Origin of the sequence: Arachidicoccus sp. BS20, from assembly GCF_001659705.1 — a bacterium.
In the GTDB taxonomy this organism is placed as follows: domain Bacteria; phylum Bacteroidota; class Bacteroidia; order Chitinophagales; family Chitinophagaceae; genus Arachidicoccus.
The window spans coordinates 2905352-2928154 of record NZ_CP015971.1 but is presented as its reverse complement, the minus strand read 5'-3'; the positions used below and the strand labels follow the sequence as shown (position 1 = coordinate 2928154).

General features: G+C 40.4%; 13 protein-coding genes. 6 read left to right on the top strand and 7 right to left on the bottom strand.

Features of this window, described 5'->3' with window-relative positions; translation table 11 throughout:
- Positions 1–720: 720 nt before the first annotated feature.
- The 5 genes from A9P82_RS12755 to A9P82_RS12735 all read right to left on the bottom strand — a co-directional run bounded on the left by A9P82_RS12755 (position 721) and on the right by A9P82_RS12735 (position 9692).
- Positions 721–2142, bottom strand: coding sequence for an alpha-L-fucosidase (locus A9P82_RS12755; RefSeq protein WP_082915345.1), 1422 nt, complete (start codon positions 2140–2142; stop codon positions 721–723).
- Positions 2143–2276: 134 nt separating this feature from the next.
- The gene (locus A9P82_RS12750) at positions 2277–3386 is read right to left on the bottom strand and encodes a C2 family cysteine protease (RefSeq protein WP_066208412.1); all 1110 of its coding nucleotides are present in this window, start codon (positions 3384–3386) and stop codon (positions 2277–2279) included.
- Between the two features lie 117 nt (positions 3387–3503).
- Entirely contained in the window at positions 3504–4505 is a 1002-nt protein-coding gene (locus A9P82_RS12745; protein ID WP_082915344.1) for a BT_3987 domain-containing protein, read from the bottom strand.
- A 54-nt stretch (positions 4506–4559) separates the two neighbouring features.
- Positions 4560–6458, bottom strand: coding sequence for a RagB/SusD family nutrient uptake outer membrane protein (locus A9P82_RS12740; RefSeq protein ID WP_066209933.1), 1899 nt, complete (start codon positions 6456–6458; stop codon positions 4560–4562).
- A gap of 72 nt (positions 6459–6530) precedes the next feature.
- Positions 6531–9692, bottom strand: a complete 3162-nt coding sequence (locus A9P82_RS12735; protein WP_066208406.1) for a SusC/RagA family TonB-linked outer membrane protein — start codon at positions 9690–9692, stop codon at positions 6531–6533.
- A gap of 234 nt (positions 9693–9926) precedes the next feature.
- On the opposite strand from A9P82_RS12735, the gene A9P82_RS12730 reads away from it, so the two are divergent.
- Positions 9927–11300 carry a sensor histidine kinase gene (locus A9P82_RS12730; RefSeq protein ID WP_231891158.1) on the top strand — a complete coding sequence of 458 codons (1374 nt, stop codon included), beginning with the start codon at positions 9927–9929 and terminating at the stop codon, positions 11298–11300.
- A gap of 6 nt (positions 11301–11306) precedes the next feature.
- Entirely contained in the window at positions 11307–12011 is a 705-nt protein-coding gene (locus A9P82_RS12725) for a response regulator transcription factor (RefSeq protein WP_066208403.1), read from the top strand.
- A gap of 13 nt (positions 12012–12024) precedes the next feature.
- Here A9P82_RS12725 and A9P82_RS12720 read toward each other — a convergent pair whose 3' ends face one another.
- Entirely contained in the window at positions 12025–14208 is a 2184-nt protein-coding gene (locus A9P82_RS12720) for a hypothetical protein (protein WP_066208401.1), read from the bottom strand.
- 132 nt (positions 14209–14340) lie between these two features.
- On the bottom strand, positions 14341–15363 hold the full coding sequence (locus tag A9P82_RS12715) for a LacI family DNA-binding transcriptional regulator (protein WP_066208398.1): 1023 nt from the start codon (positions 15361–15363) through the stop codon (positions 14341–14343).
- A 227-nt stretch (positions 15364–15590) separates the two neighbouring features.
- Here A9P82_RS12715 and A9P82_RS12710 point away from each other — a divergent pair, with 227 nt between their 5' ends.
- The 4 genes from A9P82_RS12710 (at position 15591) to A9P82_RS12695 (ending at position 22777) form a co-directional block, all read left to right on the top strand.
- Positions 15591–16670, top strand: coding sequence for a glycoside hydrolase family 76 protein (locus A9P82_RS12710; RefSeq protein WP_066208396.1), 1080 nt, complete (start codon positions 15591–15593; stop codon positions 16668–16670).
- A gap of 131 nt (positions 16671–16801) precedes the next feature.
- Positions 16802–19924, top strand: a complete 3123-nt coding sequence (locus A9P82_RS12705) for a SusC/RagA family TonB-linked outer membrane protein (protein WP_082915343.1) — start codon at positions 16802–16804, stop codon at positions 19922–19924.
- Positions 19925–19947: 23 nt separating this feature from the next.
- Entirely contained in the window at positions 19948–21570 is a 1623-nt protein-coding gene (locus A9P82_RS12700; RefSeq protein ID WP_066208392.1) for a RagB/SusD family nutrient uptake outer membrane protein, read from the top strand.
- A 58-nt stretch (positions 21571–21628) separates the two neighbouring features.
- Complete coding sequence (locus A9P82_RS12695; protein WP_066208390.1) at positions 21629–22777, top strand: SusE domain-containing protein; 1149 nt, start codon at positions 21629–21631, stop codon at positions 22775–22777.
- Positions 22778–22803: the final 26 nt, after the last annotated feature.

The window sequence follows — 22803 nt, the reverse complement described above, 5'->3', positions numbered from 1 at the left end:
TATTATAAAAGCAAATCGTACAAAATTCAATAATAAAAATGCGGGCTTTAAGGTGTAAAGAAAATTTCCAACTAAATCAGACAGCGCTTTTGCTTTGAATGATATTTATTGAAAGTTCTTGCTGCTAAAACGAAAGCGAATGCTTCCTTTGAAACAATATATACATAGGTTCATTGCCTTATTTTAATTTACCACCAATCAATACTAAAAATCAACTGTGATGAAATTATTTAATTGCGCCGGTATATTCCGATTACAGAGATGTAGCATCTCAATAGATGTAATTGACGCACAGCATTGCGGTAATGCAAAGTTACCAACAACCGTTTGACAATTCAAAGGTATTTAACAATCATAAATGCAATTGTCAACAAATATTAAACAGACTGTTAATAGATGTTTTAACACGAGTATATATAAGCAAATCATAATATTTCAGAAATAAACAGTTGGGACTTCCTTTTTATGCTAAGAGATCCGTTTGCTTCTTCAGGAGTTTAACATAAACAACAATCAAAGAGTTGTATAAGATTCAATAATTGATTATGCTCATACCATCACTCCTTTTAAAGGCATATTGGCTTGAGCATAATCATTCACAGACAGTATGGATAGCATCTAAGCAGCGCTCTTTTTTCGAGCAACTGCAAACAGTCATAAAAAGACTACTTGCGAGAAGATTATCTGAAACAATTTCTATTTCACAAATAAAGTTTCAAATTATCTTTTCTCGTCATAAACACCAAACTCCGCAATAGAAGGTGTATTGGAAAAATCGTCTATTAATATTCTTACTTTACTGCCTTTAACCGTTTCAAACCGATGAATTTTCACACGTTTTGTATCATCGCCCGTCAATAAAGGCTTCCATTGGTTATTTGCAAAATATTCAATGCGGTATTTATTGATAACAGGCTTTCCGCCCTCGGTAACGACAAGCATATTGAACGGCTGCATTTTTCCCAAATCAACTTCGTACCAGGGATGTTTCACTTCATAATTGGAAATCCACGATGTGCCGAAATCATCATCATTACCGAAATCCATAATATTCATATCGTCGCTCCAGCTGCTTTCTGCAAATTTGTTCTTTGCAAGATTATGCGAAATAATCGGCAACACTTGTTTTGGAAGCGTCGGATAATTGCCATCGTCTTTCCACAATTCGCCAATCTTTTTTAATGCAGCCAAAGCATTATCATCAATCAAACCATCTCTGTTGGGCGCAACGTTTAGAATAAAATTACAGTAAGCGTTGTTGAACGGAATTATATCATCATTTACCAGCTTTTGCGGATCTTTTACAGGCGTCGTGGGAAACGATGTTTTCCAAAACCAATTTTGCTGCAAGGGATAACATGACAACGCGGGAAGCTTATTTGTTTCCTTGGAAATATGTTGCCCCGCATTTTGCTCATACGATTTTATATCGGAATAGAATAATGCACCTGCCGGATATTTTGCAGAATTTAAGTCCATCACTAAACAATTAGGCTGCAGCGATTTTATGTGCTCATAAATTTCTTCAAAAGGAATCTGGTCATAAGAAATTCTTGACCAGGGAGCGTCCCAGCCATCAATAATCAATGCTTCTATCGGACCATAATTGGTAAGTAACTCTGTGAGCTGCGCTTCGATATATTTAACATCAGCGGGTGTAATATGGTTTGGGCGCAAACGATGATGTGTATCAAGAATAGAAAAGTATAACATTACCTTTAACCCGTTTTTGCGGAAAGCATTTACAAACTCTCGTACCACATCTTTCTTCAACGGACTGTGCATTACATTGTAGTCCGTTGTCTTTGTGTCCCAAATACAAAAGCCGCTATGATGCTTTGTAGTAAGGCATCCATAAGTCATGTGTGCAGATTTTGCCGCTTTCGCCCATTGGTCGCAATCCAGCTTTGTAGGATTAAAAACAGCCGGCGATAAATCCGGGTCGGGCCAGTCCTGATTGGCGTAAGTAGGAATATTAAAATGAATGAACATCCCGAATTTTAAATCGACGAATTTTTGCTGGAGGGAGTATAATGATGCCGCATCTTTGTATGACTGAGCATTGGCATACCTATCCGCCAAAAAATTTGTACAAATAAAACTTAGTATCAGCAAATACCTTAAAAGCCTGTTTTTCTTCATTATCTCTATTTTTTATAAATGTATAGCAATTGTATTAATACGCGTTACTTTCAAGTATTTATTATGGAAAAAACACCCAAGCATTTCATTGAAGATTGGGTGTTTTCACGATTACCTTATGATATATACTTAACCTACAAAGTAGGTTTTTGGTACGGAGTAAGATTCCCTTCCTCGCCTGCGGCGCCAGGATCTATAATACGAATATCTATAGCGTTTACGATAGTACCAATGTTGGGAACATTTATCACGCCATTGTCCTGAATATCGCCATGATTTGTTGTAGGATTAAATCCCCACGGATTACGCATTGAGAACAGCGCCGAAGAGTCGGTAGAAACCACCAGCGTATAAGCATGTCCAGTAATGGAAGCAGCACTGTCAGCACCTACACCCATATTTGCCCTATTAAACCCTCCGGTAACAAACTTACCATTGGCAAGAGCCCACATTACAGCTCTTCGCAGGTTTGTAGGAGAAATAGCTCCAGCTGAAAAGGCAAAACTATTGCCTGTACCTGTAAATAATGGCGTGGCGTATTCACTTCCAATACCTCCTATGTCTGTACCGTTATCCACAAACTTGTAAATAACATTATATTTCATGATTGCTTTTTCCAACACGGTAGCCCAGGTGGCTGTTGTATTATTACCTTGCGCGCCGCAAGCTTTCAGTTGCCCGCTGCCGTCAGCGAGAAACTGTGAGGAGACTGTAACTTTGATAGGCTTCGCCTGCGGATCATACATAGATACAGTATAGGTGCCATCTCCATTGTCTTTGATAAGGCTCTTAACAAAGTCCGGCGATGCATAAGCCATACAGCCTAATGCCGCCAAACCGTCACAATCACCGATATTGCGTTGATTGATATGCACTAAATCAGGGACGCCATACAAATACCAAAGATTTACTATAAACGTCTGCCAATGCAGGTCAGGAGTGGAAGACGGCACCGGCGGTTCGTTGCTTGCTGTAGCTAACCATTGAATATCAGCATCCGTGGTTACGTGTAATCCTTGAAAATGGATACCCATCGCTGTTTGAGATGAAAAAGTGCTACCATTGGATGCAGGCATCAAGTCAGACATGGTGGTATCTTTCCAGTCAAGCGTTACCTCGTCGCTGCTCGTTGGCGGAGTAGTAGGTTCTGTCGGCTTTGACGTAGGCGTTCCGTCGCTCTTGGAACAACCGTAAAATATTGTGAGGGAAAATAATAATCCTACACAGAAACGTATCTGTTTCATGTATTTATTTTTATTGCTTTTAAATGTCTATTGGTCGGTGTTCTCTCCGACCAATAGAAAAAATTAAACATAATTCTTATAAATCCCGTAAATCATGCCAAATTATTGGCCAAGCTATTAATAGAACTGCAACAACCTGAATTCCTCGCACTGGAATATCCCCGAATTATTATTATTGTTTGCCGTAATATTCCACCGGTAATACTTATATGCAGTGATGTTGGTAGTATTATACTGTACGGTTTGAAGCCTGTTAGGAAACGACTGATTTGTCTGTGTATCTATTACCGTCCAGTTCGTTCCATCATTAGATCCAGACAAATTCCAACCTTTGGGGTCACGTGGCTGAGAGTCATTACCCGATGTAATTGCATAAGCATTGACAACAGTTGGCTGCTGATAAGCAATCTGCACATACATATCTGAATGATAGGTAAACAATAAGTACTTGGTTGTATAATTGCTATCTACCAGATGTATAGCCGATTCTCCTGCATCGCCGTTCGACGGCGCATCGTCATAGTTAAAAGTAAATGTAGTCGCTTGTCCGGTCGTATCGTGGTTAGTAATATCTTTCGATCTTATCAGAAGCGTATCTATTTTAAAATAAGCAATATCGAGTGTACTATCAAATGTGCCACTAGATATGCTCGAAAGCCGGATAGGTAATAAATAATGTGTCCCCATTTTCAGGCTATGTGCCAAAATATTCAAAGCCAACGGCTGGGAAGTCGTTGTTCCTGCTTTTAGTACAGATGTAAGACCCGATAAACTGTAAGCGCTATCCGGTAATGGATAATAGACAAAACCCGTATAGGCATTGAGTTCATTGTAAGCCGCTATCAAGCTATTATCCACCACAAAGGTTGCCGTAACATCTTGTGTTGCACTTTTAAACCCGCCATAAGCCACACCAAAATAGGCGGTTTGCGTATCCGTAATATAATAAAGCGAAAGGTCGGCTCTATCCTGATAAGCCTGCGGCATATAAATGGTGCCTTCTTCCGGCGAATAAAGCCCATTATTTTTTACACATCCTGATAAATAACAACACCCTGCAAGACACACCAATACTGATGCTATTTTTATATGTTTAAGTAGCCTTATATACTTTTTCATTTTAAATAATTTTAGGTCTTAATACTGTTGAAATATTTTACTTATTAACAAGGATTACCATCCGGGATTTTGCACTAATAATTTATCCGCCAGCAACTCACTATAAGGAATCGGCCAGAGATAATCTCTTTGTAAAAAACGCCTTCTTTCGCACAACACCTCTTGGTAAAAAGCGTCGCCTGTTGCAAACATGTTCATACCATACACATCCTGTCCCATGGTTTGCGGTGCAATCAGCCAGCGACGGATATCGAAATACCGTACATTTTCAAAAGCAAGCTCAACTTGTCTTTCATGATGGATAGCATCTCTCCACCCTGCCTGAGTTGTTGGTTGAGGAACAGTAGTAGCACTATCTGTTCCATAAGGCTGAATTCCCGCCCTTACACGAATCAGATTTACATATTTCTCGATATCCGAATTTCCCGGGTCATATTCATTTAAAGCCTCGGCATAGTCGAGATAGATGGTTGCCAACCGTAGGTAGCAATACCCTTTATTACCTGTATTGGTGGTCAGGTTCTTTCTTACAGTATAACCGGTAGAAGTTACATCGGTAGTACTTTGCCCCCTGCCAGAGTTGCCCGTCAGGGTAAAGTCTACAATTACCTGATCGCTGCCGCTTTGCTGCATCCAATAGCTGTTGTTGTATGTAATCCCTACATAAAATCGCGGTTCGCGGTTGGTATAGGGGTTGAAAGTACGCCTTGCCTGTACATCATACACCGATTTGAAATCGGAAAACCCGGATGCCTGGTAGCCCGAAAGCGGGTCAGTAATAGAGCGCCCGTTGGCGGTAAAGTAAGCATCCACCATCGACTGGTTAGCTGCGAGAAAACCGCCGCCTTTACTCACAGTGCTTGGCGACCCTACTAACTTAGGCACCATCGCATACACCAATGAACTATAACTGCTCTTTGGACGACCCCATATCCACTCCTGGTTCCATTCATTCTCTACAACTTCCTTGCAAGAATAGTATGCCCTGGAAAAAGAATCTGTGCCGTTAGAGGAATTATATATACTGTAAGTAGAAGGTACAAACTCATCAATAAAAGCTTTGGCGGCATCGGCAGCTTTCTTCCATTTATTTACATCATAAGTTTGCGGAATCAATTGCGTACCGTCCGTATTTACAAGTCCGGCATATTGTTTATTGCCATTAAAAAGCGGGCTTGCCGCCAGTAGCAATACCTGCTCTTTAAAAGCTTTGCACACTCCCGTAGTAATTCGGCCGTATTCTTTACCACCATTGCCGAGATCGATAGGCTGATCAGCAGGACTTTGTGAGGTAGCTACTGCCTGAAGTTCGTTGTAAGCAGTATCCAGCTGGTTAACGATATAGGTTACGCAGGAATCAAAGGGTGTACGCGCAGCAAGCAAAGCATCTCCCGTAGCATTAGGGTCTATCTGGTTTGGCAGGATGGGAATGGGTCCGTATAACCGAAGCATATAGAAATAAAAAATAGCCCTTAACGCTCTTGCTTCTGCTTTGAAGTGTCCTTTTAGAATATCATTTACCTGTGCAGGGTTGGCATTGTCGATATTAGCGATAAAATCAGTGGCCGTGCGTACCGGTTTATACCAGTTGTTCCAAAAATAGCCACCGAAGTCTTGGTTCCAGGTACTTTGGTTTAGCAGGTTGGCGCCAGCACCAAGCCCACCCGAGACGCCACCCCAACCAGCCTGTGACCAGTAGTTAGCCTCATCCGAGGCACCAGTATAAGGTCCTGAATAGCCTGCTCCTTGGGCAAAACGCTCTTGGTATTCATCTGGCAAATTGGTGTATATCTGTGCCAAGTAGCCCTCAACATTAGTAAGCGATGCAAATATGCTGTCTTTGAGTAATAGCCCCGTAGGCAGGGTGGACAAATATTTGTTGCAAGAACTGACGCTAAAGAGGCAGACGATTCCCACACAGACAATGACACAGGATATAATCTTTTTTTTCATTTGTATATTTTTTATTGTTTTCAACAATTGAATGGAACTTCGTTTCATCTTTCTTGTATTTAATTTCGTATATCAAAAATTAGCACGGACACCAATGGACAGATTTCGGGTATTAGGATATACATTACCATTCCCTGTGTTCAATTCCGGATCCCACAACTTGAAGGGACTCCAATAACACAGATTCAAACCATCAAAGTATATCTGCAGGTTCCTCATACCCATACTTTTCATCCATTTTGTATTTTTGATATTGTAGCCAATATCTGCCGTTTTCAAACGTACAAAGGCAATACTTTTTACCCACCAGGTGCTATTTACATTATTATTGTTGTTTGCACTAGGTCCAAAACCGAGCCTTGGATAGAAGGCATTGGGATTCGGATTGTCGGGAGTCCAACGGTCTGTTACGATAGCAAACACATTACCATCATCTGCGCCGAGCGAGCTTCCATTAAAAGGTGAGCGTGCATTGTCGCTCAACGTACGGTAAGACCCTAAATTGCCCTGGAAGAAAACGCTGGCGTAAAAATTACCCCAAGTATAATTGAAGCCGGCACCAAATATCCATTTAGGCACATCCCCGTTACTAATCTTGGTTTGGTCATACTGGTTGATAACGCCATCGCCATTCAAATCTTTGTATTTAAGGTCTCCTGGTCTGGGATTACCACCAACTCCGCTCTGGTCGGCACTATTGTCAATCTCTGCCTGACTGGTAAACAAGCCTTCGGCAATATATCCTGTAACATAGTTGGTATATTGTCCTATCGGGCTTTGATATGGGTCTCTTACCGGCGGCAGTGCATTCTTTTGCAGACTATTGATACTGTATGTGACTGTACCATTGAAGCCAAGCGTCATATTGTGTCCGATATTGATAGGCGTTAGAGTAACCTGCCCATCGAGACCTGAAGCATTTACGACACCCACATTGCCCACGGGCTGATATTGCAAGCCGGCATAGTTAGGAAAATCCGACCGGGTAAGGAACACTTTTGTGCGGTGCGAATACCAGTAATCCAATACGAACTGTAAGTGGTCGTTAAGCGTATGAAAATCCCATCCCCAGTCCTGTGTATGCGCTATCGCCCAACCTACACTGGCACCGTACTGTGAAATATTAACGCCGTTGTAGGCTTGTGAGCTCGTACCAGAGCCGAAAGTATAGCCATTCGCATCAGTAGTAACGAGTGTGGCGTAGCCGAAACGTGCGCCGGTACCGGGAGCGCCAGACAGACCATTAGAATAGCGAAGCTTGAAATATTGGAAAATACCGGACAGAGGTTTAAAGAATTTTTCATTGGAAACAACCCAACCAACACCCGGTGCAGGGAACCAGCCGAAGCGCTTGCTCGGGGCATAGTCTTCTGAACCGTTGTAACCTAAGTTAAACTCGAAAGTATATTTGTTTTTATAAGTATAAGCGACTTTTCCCGCATAGTTCTGCATGTGCTGCGGCAAATATGCTAAATAACTGGTTTGAGTAGGATCCATCGAACTGGTTTGCAGATATACCAACATGCCCGTTACATGATGGTCTTCGCCAAAGGTTCTGTCATAATTTAAAATTGCCTGAAACGAATTTCGTCGGTTGCTTGAGTTGCTTTGAGCAAACACAAGATTGTCTGACCCTCCGGTATTCTGCGGCACACCTCCATAGTTTAAAGAACCGTCAGAGTTATATGGCTGCACTTGATTTACGTACCATGCGCTCCGGTTCATAGTTCTCTGATTATTACTAATAGATTCATTATCAAAGGAGTATTGCGCACTGGCAGATAGCCCTTTTAGCCAAAATCCTAAATCTTGCTGCAATACGGCAACGCTGTTGATTTGCGCATCATATATATTGCTATAGCCCGACATTGCGACATCAGTCCACGGATTAGGCGATGGCGTATTGCCTCTCGCAACACCTGCACGTAAATTACCGGGATAGTATGCCGGTACTAATACCGGACTGGCATTCATTGCATTTATAAAAGCCGATGTGGCGCCATTTCCGGGCTGGTTAAATTCGCTGATATAGCCAGCAAGCGACAAGGAAAATTTCGTTGTCTTTGTCCATTTCATATCCACATTCGAAGTAAAATTGTAGCGTTGGAAAATGGTACTCGCATCGTATAACGTTTGATTCGGATCCGTTTTAATCATAGAAGTTTCGTCATAATAGTCCAATGACACATAATATTGAGTATTTTCCGAGCCGCCGGTAGCACTTACATTGGCTTTACGGTTGCGGGAGTGATTATTAAGAACCTGCTTAAACCAGTCCACATTGGGATACACATAGTGATCAGCGGTAGGCGACAGTGTACTATCAATATAAGCTTGAGAATATTGGGGAGCTATACCCGAAGCAATTTGCGCTTCGTCTTTCAGCTTTAAATAAGTACCCGCATCCGCCATTTTTGGTAACTTTGTAAAGTCGGTATAACCTTCAATGTACTGCCCCATAATTTGGGCTTTGGCAGAGCTTCCCCGCTTAGTAGTAATAAGGATAACGCCGTTGGCGCCCTGGGAGCCATACATAGCCGTAGCAGAGGCGTCTTTCAAAATAGAAAAAGACTGGATATCTTCGGGGTCATAGTCGTTGATATTTCTACCCAATACACCATCTATTATAATCAACGGACCGGATGGGTTACCTCCAAAACTTTGGATACCACGTATCCATATATCGGCACTGTTGCTGCCAGGTAAACCAGAACGCTGCACGCCAATTAAGCCGGCAATGCGGCCGGCAAGCATGGTGCTCATATTAGCAACCGGATGTTGCAATTCCGCCACATTCACACTAGATACTGCACCCACAACGCTCATCTGTTTCTGCCTTTGTCCGAATCCGGTAACAACCACATCATTCAAACTACCGGGAATCGCGCTCAACACGATGTTTTCGTTCAGGTTGTTGGTAAACCGCCATACAAAATCCTGATAACCGATATAGGTTGCCTTTAATGAATCACCCTGCGTAGCAGCAATAGAAAATGTGCCTGAACCACTGGTTAAAACAACTTTACCCGTATTAAGATTTGTAACGGTTACTCCGCCAAGAATTGCGCCAAGGTTATCGTGAACCGTTCCGGTAACGGTTACATTTTGCTGAACGGCTTGATTTGAACTTGAGTCAGCCTGAGCACGCAATGAACCTGCATAAAAAAGAGACAAACAGAATAAACCGTAGAATATTCCTCCTCTCCATTTAAACAATAACTTTCTTGCAATCATATTTTGTTCGTTTAGAATTGTAAAAAAACAGTTTAGCTTTCTTTAATAATTTATTAAAAACCAAAAATATTTAACACTTGAATAACTTTTTGTCAATAAACCATAAACGACTTGTTAATGGATACTTAACAAATAGAGAAAAACAAAACCAATACATATCTTTAGTTAATAAAAATTTGAAATTTGAAATCTATAACCATTTATAAAACAATTGCAATATTTAGCTTTATAATTTTGGTCTTTGTACAATTTTTCTTAGTTTATAATACTTATAAATTGAAAAATGACCGTTACTTTCTTTCAGAAGCAGGACAAATAAACGACCGTTATTCAAGAAGCATCCGTAACGACAAAGTATATCCGGGCGGACAAAGCATTATTGATAGTATTATCTACCGCCATATCGACGAATTGGAATACCTGTACACCAATGACAAAAATGGCTTTAACAATTTAAAAGCTAAGCTATGTGACACAATTTTCACACATTTGCGACTATATAGCAATATGGACAGCCTGTTCAATAGCATTATAACAAAAAATCATTTAAGCAAAGAGCTTCAATATGTGCTTGTTGTATCTAACATCAGTGTTACATTTAAAGACAAAAACTACATTCCGCTTTATCAATCAAATATTCCAAATCCATATATTGATGCAAAGAGTCAAATTTCCCAGGGACTTATCATCGATGGAACACTAAGTAATCCAAACGCTCAAAACCTTGTTACGGCTTATAATATAACAGCTCCTTCCAATTATTCTTATTCAACGGCTTTTAGCCTCTATGTAGATACTCCCAAACGTTACATAAATATTCTCCGCCAAATGTTGCCCGTATTTGGGCTTTCTTTATTTTCCGTTATACTCGTTGTACTTATTTATTTTTTCACTTATCGCAACTGGCTGAAGCAAAAGAAGCTTGCCGAAATGCAGTCCGATTTTGTGAACAGCATCACACATGAATTTAACACGCCGCTGTCCACTATTATTGTTGCCAACAAAAACATGCAAAACGAAAAAGTTTACAATAGTTTTGAAAACATTCTACCGCTTACGAAAATTATTGAGCGGCAATCGAACAGATTGAAGATTCTATTCAGCCAAGTACTTGATATTACCAAAATGAGCAAAGCCACGCAGGACAAAAAAGAATACCGGCTGTGTGATTTGCTGGACGAAATTTTATTGGACTACCGCCTTACCATAACAGACAAAAACGTTCTGATTTCGTTGAATAAAAATGGCATCAATCCGGAAATTGTTCTCGACAGGTTTTGGTTTACAACCATGCTTTTCAATATTTTTGACAATGCAATTAAATACAATAATAAACCGGAGAAATCAATAGAAGTGAGCGCATCTGCCGACGAAAAAAACATCATTATTAATATTCGCGACAATGGCATTGGTATGCCGAAAAAAACTTTATCACATATATTTGAAAAATTCTACCGCAACAAAAGCCAGGAAACGGCAGAGGTAAACGGACTTGGACTCGGACTGTTTTACACAAAACAATGCATCCGGGTTCATGGCTGGCAAATAAAAGTGGAAAGTGAGGAAAATGTAGGCAGCACTTTCATCATCTATATTCCAAAAGAATAAAAAATCATGAAGCAAAAAATATTATTTGTTGAAGACCAGGAAGACCTTGGAAATGTAGTAAAGCAATATCTCGAAATTATGAACTTTGAAGTATTGTGGCGTACTAACGGAGCAAAAGCGTTTGAAACTTTTCAAACCGCTCCTTCCGGTTTCGATATTCTCATAATAGACATTCAATTACCCGGCATGGACGGATTTAACCTGGCAGAAAAAGTTGTGAAAATCAACGATTCCGTACCATTTCTATTCCTCACGGCGCGCAACGAAAAGAAAGACCGCATTCACGGATTAAAAATAGGTGCAGACGATTACATCAGCAAGCCTTTTGACATTGATGAGCTTGTTCTGAGAATCAAAAATATTATCAGACGCAACCATATTAACAATGCATCTGCCGAGTCGCTCGCAGAAGTCATTTCCGCAGGCGATTTGAAATTGTATAAAGAATTACTTAAACTCTCCGTAGGCAACAGAGAACAGACTTCTCTTACACAACGCGAAGCAGAATTGCTGGAATATCTATGCAAACATCCAAACCGCGTGCTGAAAAGAGAAGATATACTACTACAACTCTGGGGCGAAAACGATTACTTTCTCGGACGCAGTCTGGATGTATTTATTTCCCGGTTGAGAAAACTTTTAAGCGCATCAAAATCCGTGAGCATTGATAATGTTTACGGCATTGGCTTTATATTCCATGTAAAGCAATAATGCATTTGTAAACTTACCAGCGAATCTTTACATCAACACCTGAACTATAATTGTCAAATTTTAAAAGTAATGTGTGAGACGTTTCGTCCCATGTACTTTTTCGCACTTGCAAAGATTCCTGATTGCTTAATGTCAGAAATATTTTTTCCGGCTTTCGCGGTAATACAATACGCATGGCATTAATCGTATTCGACGGGCTTTTTGCCCGGAACGTATAAAACCTGTTTTTATAATCTGCTTTTTCATTGTAAATTCTTGCGGCAGCTGCCAAAACCGCAGGCTTTCTTCTGTTGATATTTTTCAAATCATACAGAAAAGCTTGTTGTCCCGGAAGTATTTCTTTGGCATTCAACACGGGCAATTCGGGGTCGAACAAATCAATTACAGGCTGTTTCAATTCAAGCGGTGTTTTATCGGCAGCATCTGCCAATACCGATGCAATAATGTATGAGCCTCGCTGTAAAACAAAATTATTCTTGAATTGCAGCATGCCTGCTTTTGCATCTTTTTCGTAAGCATTTTTTATCAACGAAATAAAATCGCTGTCGTGTCCTTGCTGCAACACTAATTCTTTCGGGTCTTCCCGCACAATGTACACTTTCCCCTTGCCCGATGGATAAGCTTCTTTCCCGCTTTGGTAATGAACATCTAACTTCGCAAACAAATCTTCCGACGCCGTTTTGTAATGATTGCCATTGGTATTCCACCATTCTTTTACAGATTGAAAAGGGTCGTCATCACGACCGTAATACAGTAACACACCGCCTTTCTTTACCCAAGCCGCAAGTTCGCTATGTTCTTCTGCCGACAAAGGTTTTAGATTAGCATAGCTCATTACAAGCACCTTAATATTTTTCAATGTTTTTTCATATCCAAGATTTTCCATGTGAACAATATTTACGGGAACACCTCTTTCCAGCAAAGGCATTGCCATTCCGTAAAAATTGGACAATTGAGGGTCGTCGTAACCGGCATGTGTAGGAAACCTTTGAAACATCATTGAATTGGCAACCAGTACACCAATACCTTTACTGCCGCTTACCTCGTTTTTGGACAAAGGCATATTGTTCAGCGAATTGACCATTACCTGCATCTGTGTAGCGTATGTGGGCAAAATAGGTTGCTTTTTGTCGCTGTTATCCATTTTAAATTTTCCCAAATAAATCCGGCTGGGCCATGGCATTACTTCAAAATGGTCAACCATGGGATACATTAGCTCAGCTGTAAATGTTGCCTGGTAATTGCGCTTATAATCGTCCCAGGTGCGTGCCCTGTCTTCAATCGGGTCTGTGAGAAAATATACGCGTCTGCCGGTAGGCGCCGTCATGGAAACCATAGAACCATATTCAAGAAAAGCATTTTCAAATACGCGTTCTTTCTTCCTGCCGTTGAAATATACCGGCTCGCGCGAAGTTCCCGTCCATACCTGTGCAATATAGCCATCCACATTTTTTAATGCTGCAAGGCTTGCTTCGGGACTTACAATCTGCCAAGAAGAATAATTGAGCAATGAATGCGTAGGCACGTAACATTTCACGTCCAAGCCTTTGCTTTTACTGTATGTTTTCGCGTAAGTAAACAATGAATCCAATGCACGATAATACAAATGGTATTTCAGCTTTGATGCAAGATAAGTAGCTTCGGGCGACGTGTCTTCGGGTTGCCAGTCTGTTCCGTAATAACTTTTCCACTCTGCTTTAAATGCAGGACTGTAACCACTGCGTGCCCAAAATTCGGGCTCTTCCAGATAAATAGCCGAAACGCCGGCGTCAATAGCTCTTTTAATATGCGTTTCAAGATAGCGTATATAATCGAGCGACGGAACTACATAAGGCACATTTTCGCCGTGCCAGATGATATCGCCGTTTTTCATTTGCTGACCTTCGTCAAAATGTTTTTTTCCATCATATTGTCCGAGAAAATAATCTTTGTATTGTCCCCATGCAGAACCTGTCATAAACTGAACGTTATAACCTTTGCTGCGCCAGCCTTTTACGCGTTCTTCAAAATGACCGCCGGCATCATTAACGCCGTAAACCATCACAACATCGGAACGAACGTCATACGCAGAATCCCATGCATCGGCTATCTGAAAGGACGTTTTATCTTTCAATGCTTGCGCAAATAACGACTGCGTATTTAAAATTAATCCGGCTAAAAAAACGCTTCCGGTTATTTGTTTCACTTTGAGTTTCATCTGTTTATTCTTTATTGTTTTTAATTGTCAGATGGAATTGGCTTTGCCGAACTCCGTTTCGCTAAAATAATCATCGCTTTGTGTATGCAAAAGTTCTTATAGCTCATTTCATGATGTTTAAATTAATTCTATTTACACAGATCTTCCCGAAGAATTTCTAACAATCAGTTCGCAGTTCAATACAATGTGTTCTTTTGAAATTTCTTTTGCATTGCCGAGCATATCTTTCATCAATACCCGTACGATTTCCGATGCTATTTGTTCTATCGGCTGTGCAACTGAGGAAATAGACGGTGTGAATAAATTGAAATGCGTATTATCGTCAAAGCCAAGCATGGCGATATTTTCAGGAATTTGTAGCTTTAAATTTCTTATTACCTTTAATCCGTTTACAGCAAGATAGTTTGTTGCGAAAAACACTGCATCAATTTTTGGATTGGCTTTTAAAAAGGCTTCGATTTTATCATACAAAATTTTGTCTGACATAGAATAATCAACCTTCTTCATCACTGTGGGATAACCCATTTCGGTCATTGCCGCTTCATATCCTTTCAATCGGTCAGCCATCTGAGTTTGGTTCGATTTAATCGTTACAAAGGCAATATTGTTGTAACCGTTATCCATCAAATGTTTTGTTGCTTTATAGGAGCTTTCAAAATTATCAACCACCACATAATTCGTTTCTGCCTCGGGAAAATAACGGTCAAACAAAACCAAGGGCACTCCTTCGTTTTTAAGCAAGTTTATTTCTTTTTCAATCTCCGGCGTGGGTGCAATAATATATCCATCTACTTGCCTGTCGCGGAAAGCACGGATAAGGCTGCGTGCAATAAACGGCTTATTTTCGGTACTGGAATAGAAAAGTTTATAATCGTGCTCGGCTGCTCGTTTTTCTACCAATCTGGCGATGCTGGCAAAAAACGGGTCGGAAATATCCTCTACCAGCATCCCGATGATATTGCTTTTTCCGGTACGTAAGCTACGTGCGACCATGTTTGGCTTATAACCGATTTTACGCGCGTGTTCCATTACGCGCTGTGCCATTGCTGCACTTATTCTGCGTTCTTCGGCTTTGCCGTTCAACACGGCAGAGACGGTGCTGATAGCTACATTCAGCTCTTTGGCAATATCGTTAATGGATATTCGTTTTGGCATATCTACTCCGGGCAATAAATTTTTACATAAAAAGTAATTCTGCGGATAAATTTAATTTTTTCTGTAACAAAAACATCTTTCCTTGCAATTTAATCTACTCATAAGTACCATTAAGGAAAAAACACCTTACCTTTTGCCTCAATTTTTTTATTACAAATGGCGGTAAACTCCCGGCAAGTGTACTTTCTTTTGTATATAAGCATTATTAAATCACATTAATTTTCACAATGAAGAAGCATATTTTTTTCATCTTCTTACTTTTTGCAGGTTATTCGCAAAATGTAGTAAATGCACAAGCCCATAAATATGACAATGCAGCGCGCGCACTTGAACAAAAAATTCAACAATATTTCTACCGTCCCGATATTAACTATTACAGAGAACTGCCCGATACTAATTCCAATAATCACAAAGTGGCATTTCTATGGTCGATGGGTGCTTTATGGCAAGCCGATAATGAGATGGAAAATGCAGGCATTGCAGCAGGCTTGTTGAAAAAAGATATTATAGTTATTGAAAAATATTTTGATGCAGCGCCACCCGCGCAGGGCTATGATTCTTATCCGTCAGAATTTGGTAAGGAAGACAGATATTATGACGATAATCAATGGCTCGGACTTACGGCTATAGATGCATACTTCCGTACAAAAGACAAATTCTATCTCGACTTCGGCGAGAAAATTTATCGCTTTATGATGACAGGTTATGATACTGTTTCCGGCGGCGGGCTTTACTGGAAAGAAGGCGATAAAACTACAAAAAATACTTGCAGCAATGGACCGGGAATTGTATTGGCATTAAAGCTGTACAAAGCCACACACAACAAAAATTATTTGGATACAGCATTGATTTTATACAAATGGGTAAATAAACATTTGCAAATATCCGATGGTTTGTATTACGACAATCTTAATGTACAAACGGGCAAAGTTGCCACATGGCAATTCTCCTATAACACAGGAACAATGCTGCAATCCAATATACTTTTATATGACATTACCAAAAACAAAAAATACTTAAAAGAAGCCAATAGGATTGCGCTTGCAGCGAAAGATTATTTTTATGGGAGCGGCAAATTCAGGGACGACTATTGGTTTAATGCTGTATTGCTGCGGGCTTATCAGCAATTACTGGATTTCAATCCTGACAAGCAATACATCAACGCGTTCAAAGCTTGTCTTGACAATGCTTTGCAGACCAATCAAAACGCAAACGGATTGATGGGAAAAGAAAAATTACTTAATCTCGTTGGTCAGGGCGGAATGCTTGAAATACTTGCGAGGTTTGCTGCAATGGAATCGAAATAATATTGCCGGTTTTGTTTTCATGTATTTGGTTGAATAAAAAATTTATGGCGAATAGAGGTTGATGATTGTTAGCGTTACATATATACATTCGAAATCAATCGCTAAAAATTATTTGTTCAATTGAATTTTAAATGATGAGGAACAACACCGTTTTCTATCTGAAAAATATTTTTATATCAGTATGTGCGACAGTCGTTTTCTGTTGCTTGTCATCTTCATTGTATGCTCAGGAAACGGAGCATCTCTTAACAGGTTTGGTCAAGGATTCTGCAGGGCATCCTCTTGCCGGAGCAAGTGTCCAAATAAAAAGTAGTAGGCGCGGTGCACTTACCGATAACAATGGAAAATTTTCCCTCAACATCAGTAACAACGGAGATACACTGATTATCCGTTATCTGAATTACAAAGACCAAACAAAATATGTCCACGCTGAAACATATGTAGAAATAACTATGACCACAACTGCTTCTGCCAACGATTTAGGACAGGTTGTAGTTGTAGGTTATGGAACGCAAAAAAGCGTAAGTGTTACGGGCGGCGTAGATGTAGTAAAATCCAAAGCATTTGAAGGAAGAGCAGTTCCAAACGTTTCTCAAGCTTTGCAGGGAACAGCGCCAAGCCTGATAATACAACAGAAGAGCTTTGAACCCGGACAGCCCGTTAATCTTAATTTAAGAGGTGTAAGCACGTTAGGCGACAACTCGCCATTGGTCGTAATAGATGGAGTTGTTGGCGGCGATATTAATAACATCAATCCAAATGATATCGCAAGTGTTTCCATATTGAAAGATGCCGGAGCAGCAGCTATTTACGGTTCTCGTTCGGCAAACGGTGTTATTTTGATTACGACCAAGCAAGGCAAAGCCGGAAGTTCGTCATTAACCTACAACGGCATCGCTACATTGATTCATCCACATATTCTTGTAAAGCCTGTTCCGGGTTGGGAAAATATGTTGTTGAAAGACCAGGCACTAAGCAATTCAGGACAAGCTATTCAATACAGTCCTTTAGATATCCAGAGCCAAAAAGAAAAAGGCGACGATGAATGGTTTTTGGATGAAATTTTTAAAGATGCGCTCCAGCAAAATCACAATCTTACACTCAGTGGTGGTGCGGGCAACAGTAGCTATCTTGTTTCCGCAGGTTATATGGCGCAGAACAGCAATTTCGTTGGTCCGGCAAAGGGCGTAAAGCGTTACAATTACCGCATGAATCTGTCCACACAGTATAAGCAACTGAAACTTTCTACCAATATTGCTTATACAAGGAATGAAATTAAAGACCATTCTTATAGTACAGGAACACTTGTTGTAGATGCAGAAAGAACGCCGCCGCTTTACCAAATGCAAGATTCTTTAGGCAGGTATTTGGTTAATGATGTATTAACCCAATTCAATCCTTTAGGCATCTTGAACGACGGCGGTTTCAGAAAGTACGATAATGACAACCTGTTCGGAACAATAACCGGCGACCTTACAATTGTCAAAGGCTTGACGCTTAAAGGTGTTTTCGGCGGAACGCTGGATGCCAATCATGAATACTGGCAAACAGACTTCGTTCCTTTCTTCCGCGCAGGCACACCTTTAGGTGGCGACACAGCGGGCGTTTACGGTTATTCGCAAGGTTCGAGCGCAGGCGATTTTAATTCTAAAAATATATTGCTCAATACACAATTGATTCTTCAGTATGCAAAAACGATTGGCAAACACGACTTTTTAATCATGGGTGGTTATACAACAGAATCATACACAGGAAAGTCAAACCATGTACAGCTTGATACGTTATCTTCCGATTTGCATCTTCCCAATTCATCTACTTATGCCAATGTAGGCAATCAGCAGATTACACCACAAGGAACGAGTGAAAATGCGCTGCATTCTTTCATCGGTAGGCTTCGTTATTCCTATGATGAAAAATATTTGTTCGAAGGCGATTTCAGAGCAGACGGTTCTTCAAAATTTGCCGCAGATAACCGTTGGGGATATTTTCCTTCCGTATCCGGTGGATGGGTTATCAGCAAAGAAGATTTTTTTAAAAACGGGAAAATAGCCGATTATATTGATATGCTTAAGTTGCGCACTTCTTATGGTGTATTGGGAAATCAGAATGTAGGAAATTATCAGTACCAGACAACATATTTTGTATTTTCCAACGCTTATGGGTTCAACAATACTCCTGTTGCCGGTACCGGATTTAATACGGCAAATCCTGACATCCGATGGGAAACCGCACACACGTTTAACATTGGAGCAGACGTAAGTGCATTTCATAATAAGTTAAGTGTAAATTTTGACTATTTCCACAAGCTCACAAAGAACATTCTGCAAACGCCCAACCTACCGGGAACATTCGGCGGCAGCAATGTAGATTTCAATATTGCATCCGTACGAAATGAAGGCTGGGAAGTTACGGTTAATTATAACACAAGAGGCAGCATATTCAGTCATTCGCTTTCTTTCAATATTGCAGATACAAGAAACAAAATTACGCAGATGGCAAACGGTCAGGATAGAATTCAGACTGCTGACGAAATACAGATTTTGTATGCCAAAGGTTTGCCGATTGCCTCTTATGTCGGACTTAAAAGAGACGGTTATTTTCAGAACCTGAACGATATACAAAACAAGCCGAAGTTTGTGGGGCTGGACGTAGCACCGGGAGATATTAGTTATAAAGACAAAAACGGCGATGGCATTATCGATGATAATGACCGATATGTCCTTGGCGAACCTTTCCCGCATTATACATTCGGGCTTACTTATGATTTGGGCTGGAAGAATTTTGACCTGAATATCTTCATACAAGGTGTAGGGCAAAGAACGATGGATGTAAGAGGCGAATTACTCGAGCCTTTCCACATGAATTATTCTTATGTAATCTTTGACCATCAGTTAGATTTTTGGACACCCACAAATCCTGATGCAAAATATCCGAGACTTGCAGTTTCCGGGAGTTCTTCCAATACCAATAATTTCCGTAAAGGCTCCGACCTGAATATGTTTAACGCTGCTTATGCGCGCTTAAAAAATATTCAAATCGGTTATACTCTTCCTGAGAAGTGGAGCAAAAGCATGGGCATTGAAAAGTTGAGAATGTATTTTACAGGACAAAATTTATTAACGCTTGCCAAAACAAAATTCATCGACCCGGAATCAACAGAGTTTAGCGGAAATCTCACAAGCGGTGGTTCCAACAGCGGAAGAAATTATCCTACGCTGCTGTATTACGGTTTTGGATTGGATGTAAATTTTTAAACACATAACGTAAAAATATAGGAATGAAAAAGAGCTATCGAATATTGTATTTTATTACGATTATCTGCATAGGTTTTTCGTGTAAGAAACTCGATTTGGTTCCGACCAATGAGTACACGGAACTTAACTATTGGACCTCTGTAGATAAAGCCAATCTTGTCTTGAATACTGCGTATTCACAGATTGTCAATCCCGATTATTTTTTCTACAACGAAGTATTATCGGACAACGCTTACGACGGGAGAGGCGATGCTGCAGGTGTAACATCCATTTCTTCCGGCGTGTACGACCCATCGTTGCAACGCCTGGACGATGAATGGCGCTTTCACTATCAGGGAATCAAAACAAGTAATGTTATTCTCGAATACATCGACAAAGTTCCCGGCATTACGAAAGATGAAATCAATCAGATATCCGCGCAAGCAAGATTCCTAAGAGCATGGCATTATTTTCAATTGACTACATGGTGGGGAGCAGTTCCGTTGTTTGACCACGACATTTCTATTGAAGAATCACAAAACATTTCAAGAAGCTCGCATGACAGTGTTGTCAATTTTGTTTTAAAAGAATTAGATGACATTGAAAATGTTTTACCGGTCAATACGGCTTATACCAAAAGCGACATCGGTCGCATAACCAAAGGTGCAGTTATTGCATTAAAAGCGCGTGTCTATCTTTATGAAAACCGCTGGCAGGATGTAGTAAATGAATGCAGCAAGCTGATTGGCTCTACCCAAAACGGAACGTATTCGCTGTTTTCATCTTATGCAGGTCTTTTTAACCCGGCAAACGAAAATAATAGTGAAGTAATACTGAGTGCAGGCTATGTTCCAAATTTAAGAACCTATGGCGATTTGATAGACATGGTTCCCATTTCTGCGGGAGCAAGATTAAACGGACTTGCACCTACGCAAGAATTAGTAAATGACTACATGATGCTAAACGGTAAATTGCCAAGCGATGCATCTTCCGGGTTCAACGCGAATAATCCTTACACTAACAGAGACCCTCGCATGACGGCTACACTTGTGTACGATGGCTACCAATGGACGAAACCAGATGGCTCTACTAAAACCATTTATATCAAGCCCGGCACCGACCCCGACAAGAGCGCGCCTGATGAATATAAAGCAGGAAGCATAGCTTCTCCCACAGGATATTATGTAAGAAAATATTACGACCCGACTGCATCGAATTTTAATTCGGGACTGGATTTGATTCTTATTCGTTATGCCGATGTATTGCTGATGTATGCCGAAGCAAAAAATGAGTTAAGTAAGTTGGATGAAACCGATTGGAATACAACTATCAAAGCGCTTCGTTCGCGTGCAGGATTTACGGATGCCAATGCGCTGGATTATAACGCAGCTTGGAGTCAAAGCGATTTAAGAACAATTATCAGAAGAGAACGTCGTGATGAACTGGCGCTGGAAGGATTGAGAATTTTCGATATCCGTCGTTGGAAAACTGCAGAAACCGTTTTAAATGGCTATGTGCATGGCGCACAATTCGGCGACCCAAGCGTAGATGACGGGTATCTCAGAGTCAATATCCGAAAGTTTGACCCAAGCCGGCATTATTTATGGCCCATACCAAGAGACGAGCGAGCGTTGAATCCGAATCTCGACCAAAATCCGGGATGGTAAAATTCAATTAAGTCATAAAAACAATAATCGATAAATTTTTAAAATCAAATAAAGAGTTATGAAAAAGCTCAATTATCTTATACTTTTTGCATTAGCGTTTTTAGCTGCAACAAGCTGTAAAAAAGATGACAATTCTGTAAGTACAACGGTTACACCTGTAAAAACGTTCTTCTCTCCTGCCAACGATAAATTTGTTGATTTATCCAATACTTCAACAGTTTTATTTGAGTGGGACCAATCGCTTGCACAAGATGGCGGTTTGGTGCTTTACACCGTAGCATTCGATAAGCCGGACGGAGATTTTTCGCATCCGCTATATACGGTTGTTTCCGATGGAAACGGCGTGAATAACAAAGCAACTATTTCAAAAGCCACATTAAACACGATAGCAAAAAATGCCGGAATTTCTCCATTGGACAGCATCAACCTTAAATGGACAGTATTTTCATCTAAAGGTGTTAATGCAGTAAAGGCAGATTCCGCACGCACCATTACTGTTAAGCGCGCTAATGGATTAGACAATCCACCGGCAGAGCTTTACATCACAGGAACAGCAACAGAAGGCGGAGATGATTTGTCCAAAGCCATCAAGCTGAAATCTACCGGCGACGGGAAATTTGAAATTTACACTTCGCTCAAATCCGGAACATATCATTTTGTGGACAAAACTTCCGGCAGCGATATAAGTAGTTTTTATATCGACGGCAGCACTTTCCGCGAGGGAGACGATGTAACAACGATTACAGGCAGCGATACAAAAGAGTATAGAATAGATTTGGATTTATCTATATTAAATGCACAGATAAGTCAAATTAAAGCAGTCGATTTTTGGTATTGTTCCAAAAACGATTTTGAAGGCACTTTCACTTATAAGAGTAATGGTGTTTGGGAAATGGATAATTACAAAGTAGTGTTTACCGATATGGGTGGCTGGACAGATAATCGTCATAAATTCAGAGTTACTGTAAACAACGGTACGGCAGATACTTACGAATGGTGGGGAAACAGCGACCACGAAGGTGGAAATGCGCCTACATCAAGCAGTCCGGCATCTTTCTATTATTTAAGAGCCATAGCACTTAGTGATAATGATCAATGGGATTATGGTTTCAAATTCCCTGATGCAGCCGATGGAAAACAAGCCGATATTCAATTAATTTTTTCGCCTGATATTGCGAATTATACACACTCGGTAACCATTCATTAGTTCGGCATTTTCGTAGGTAAAGTCAG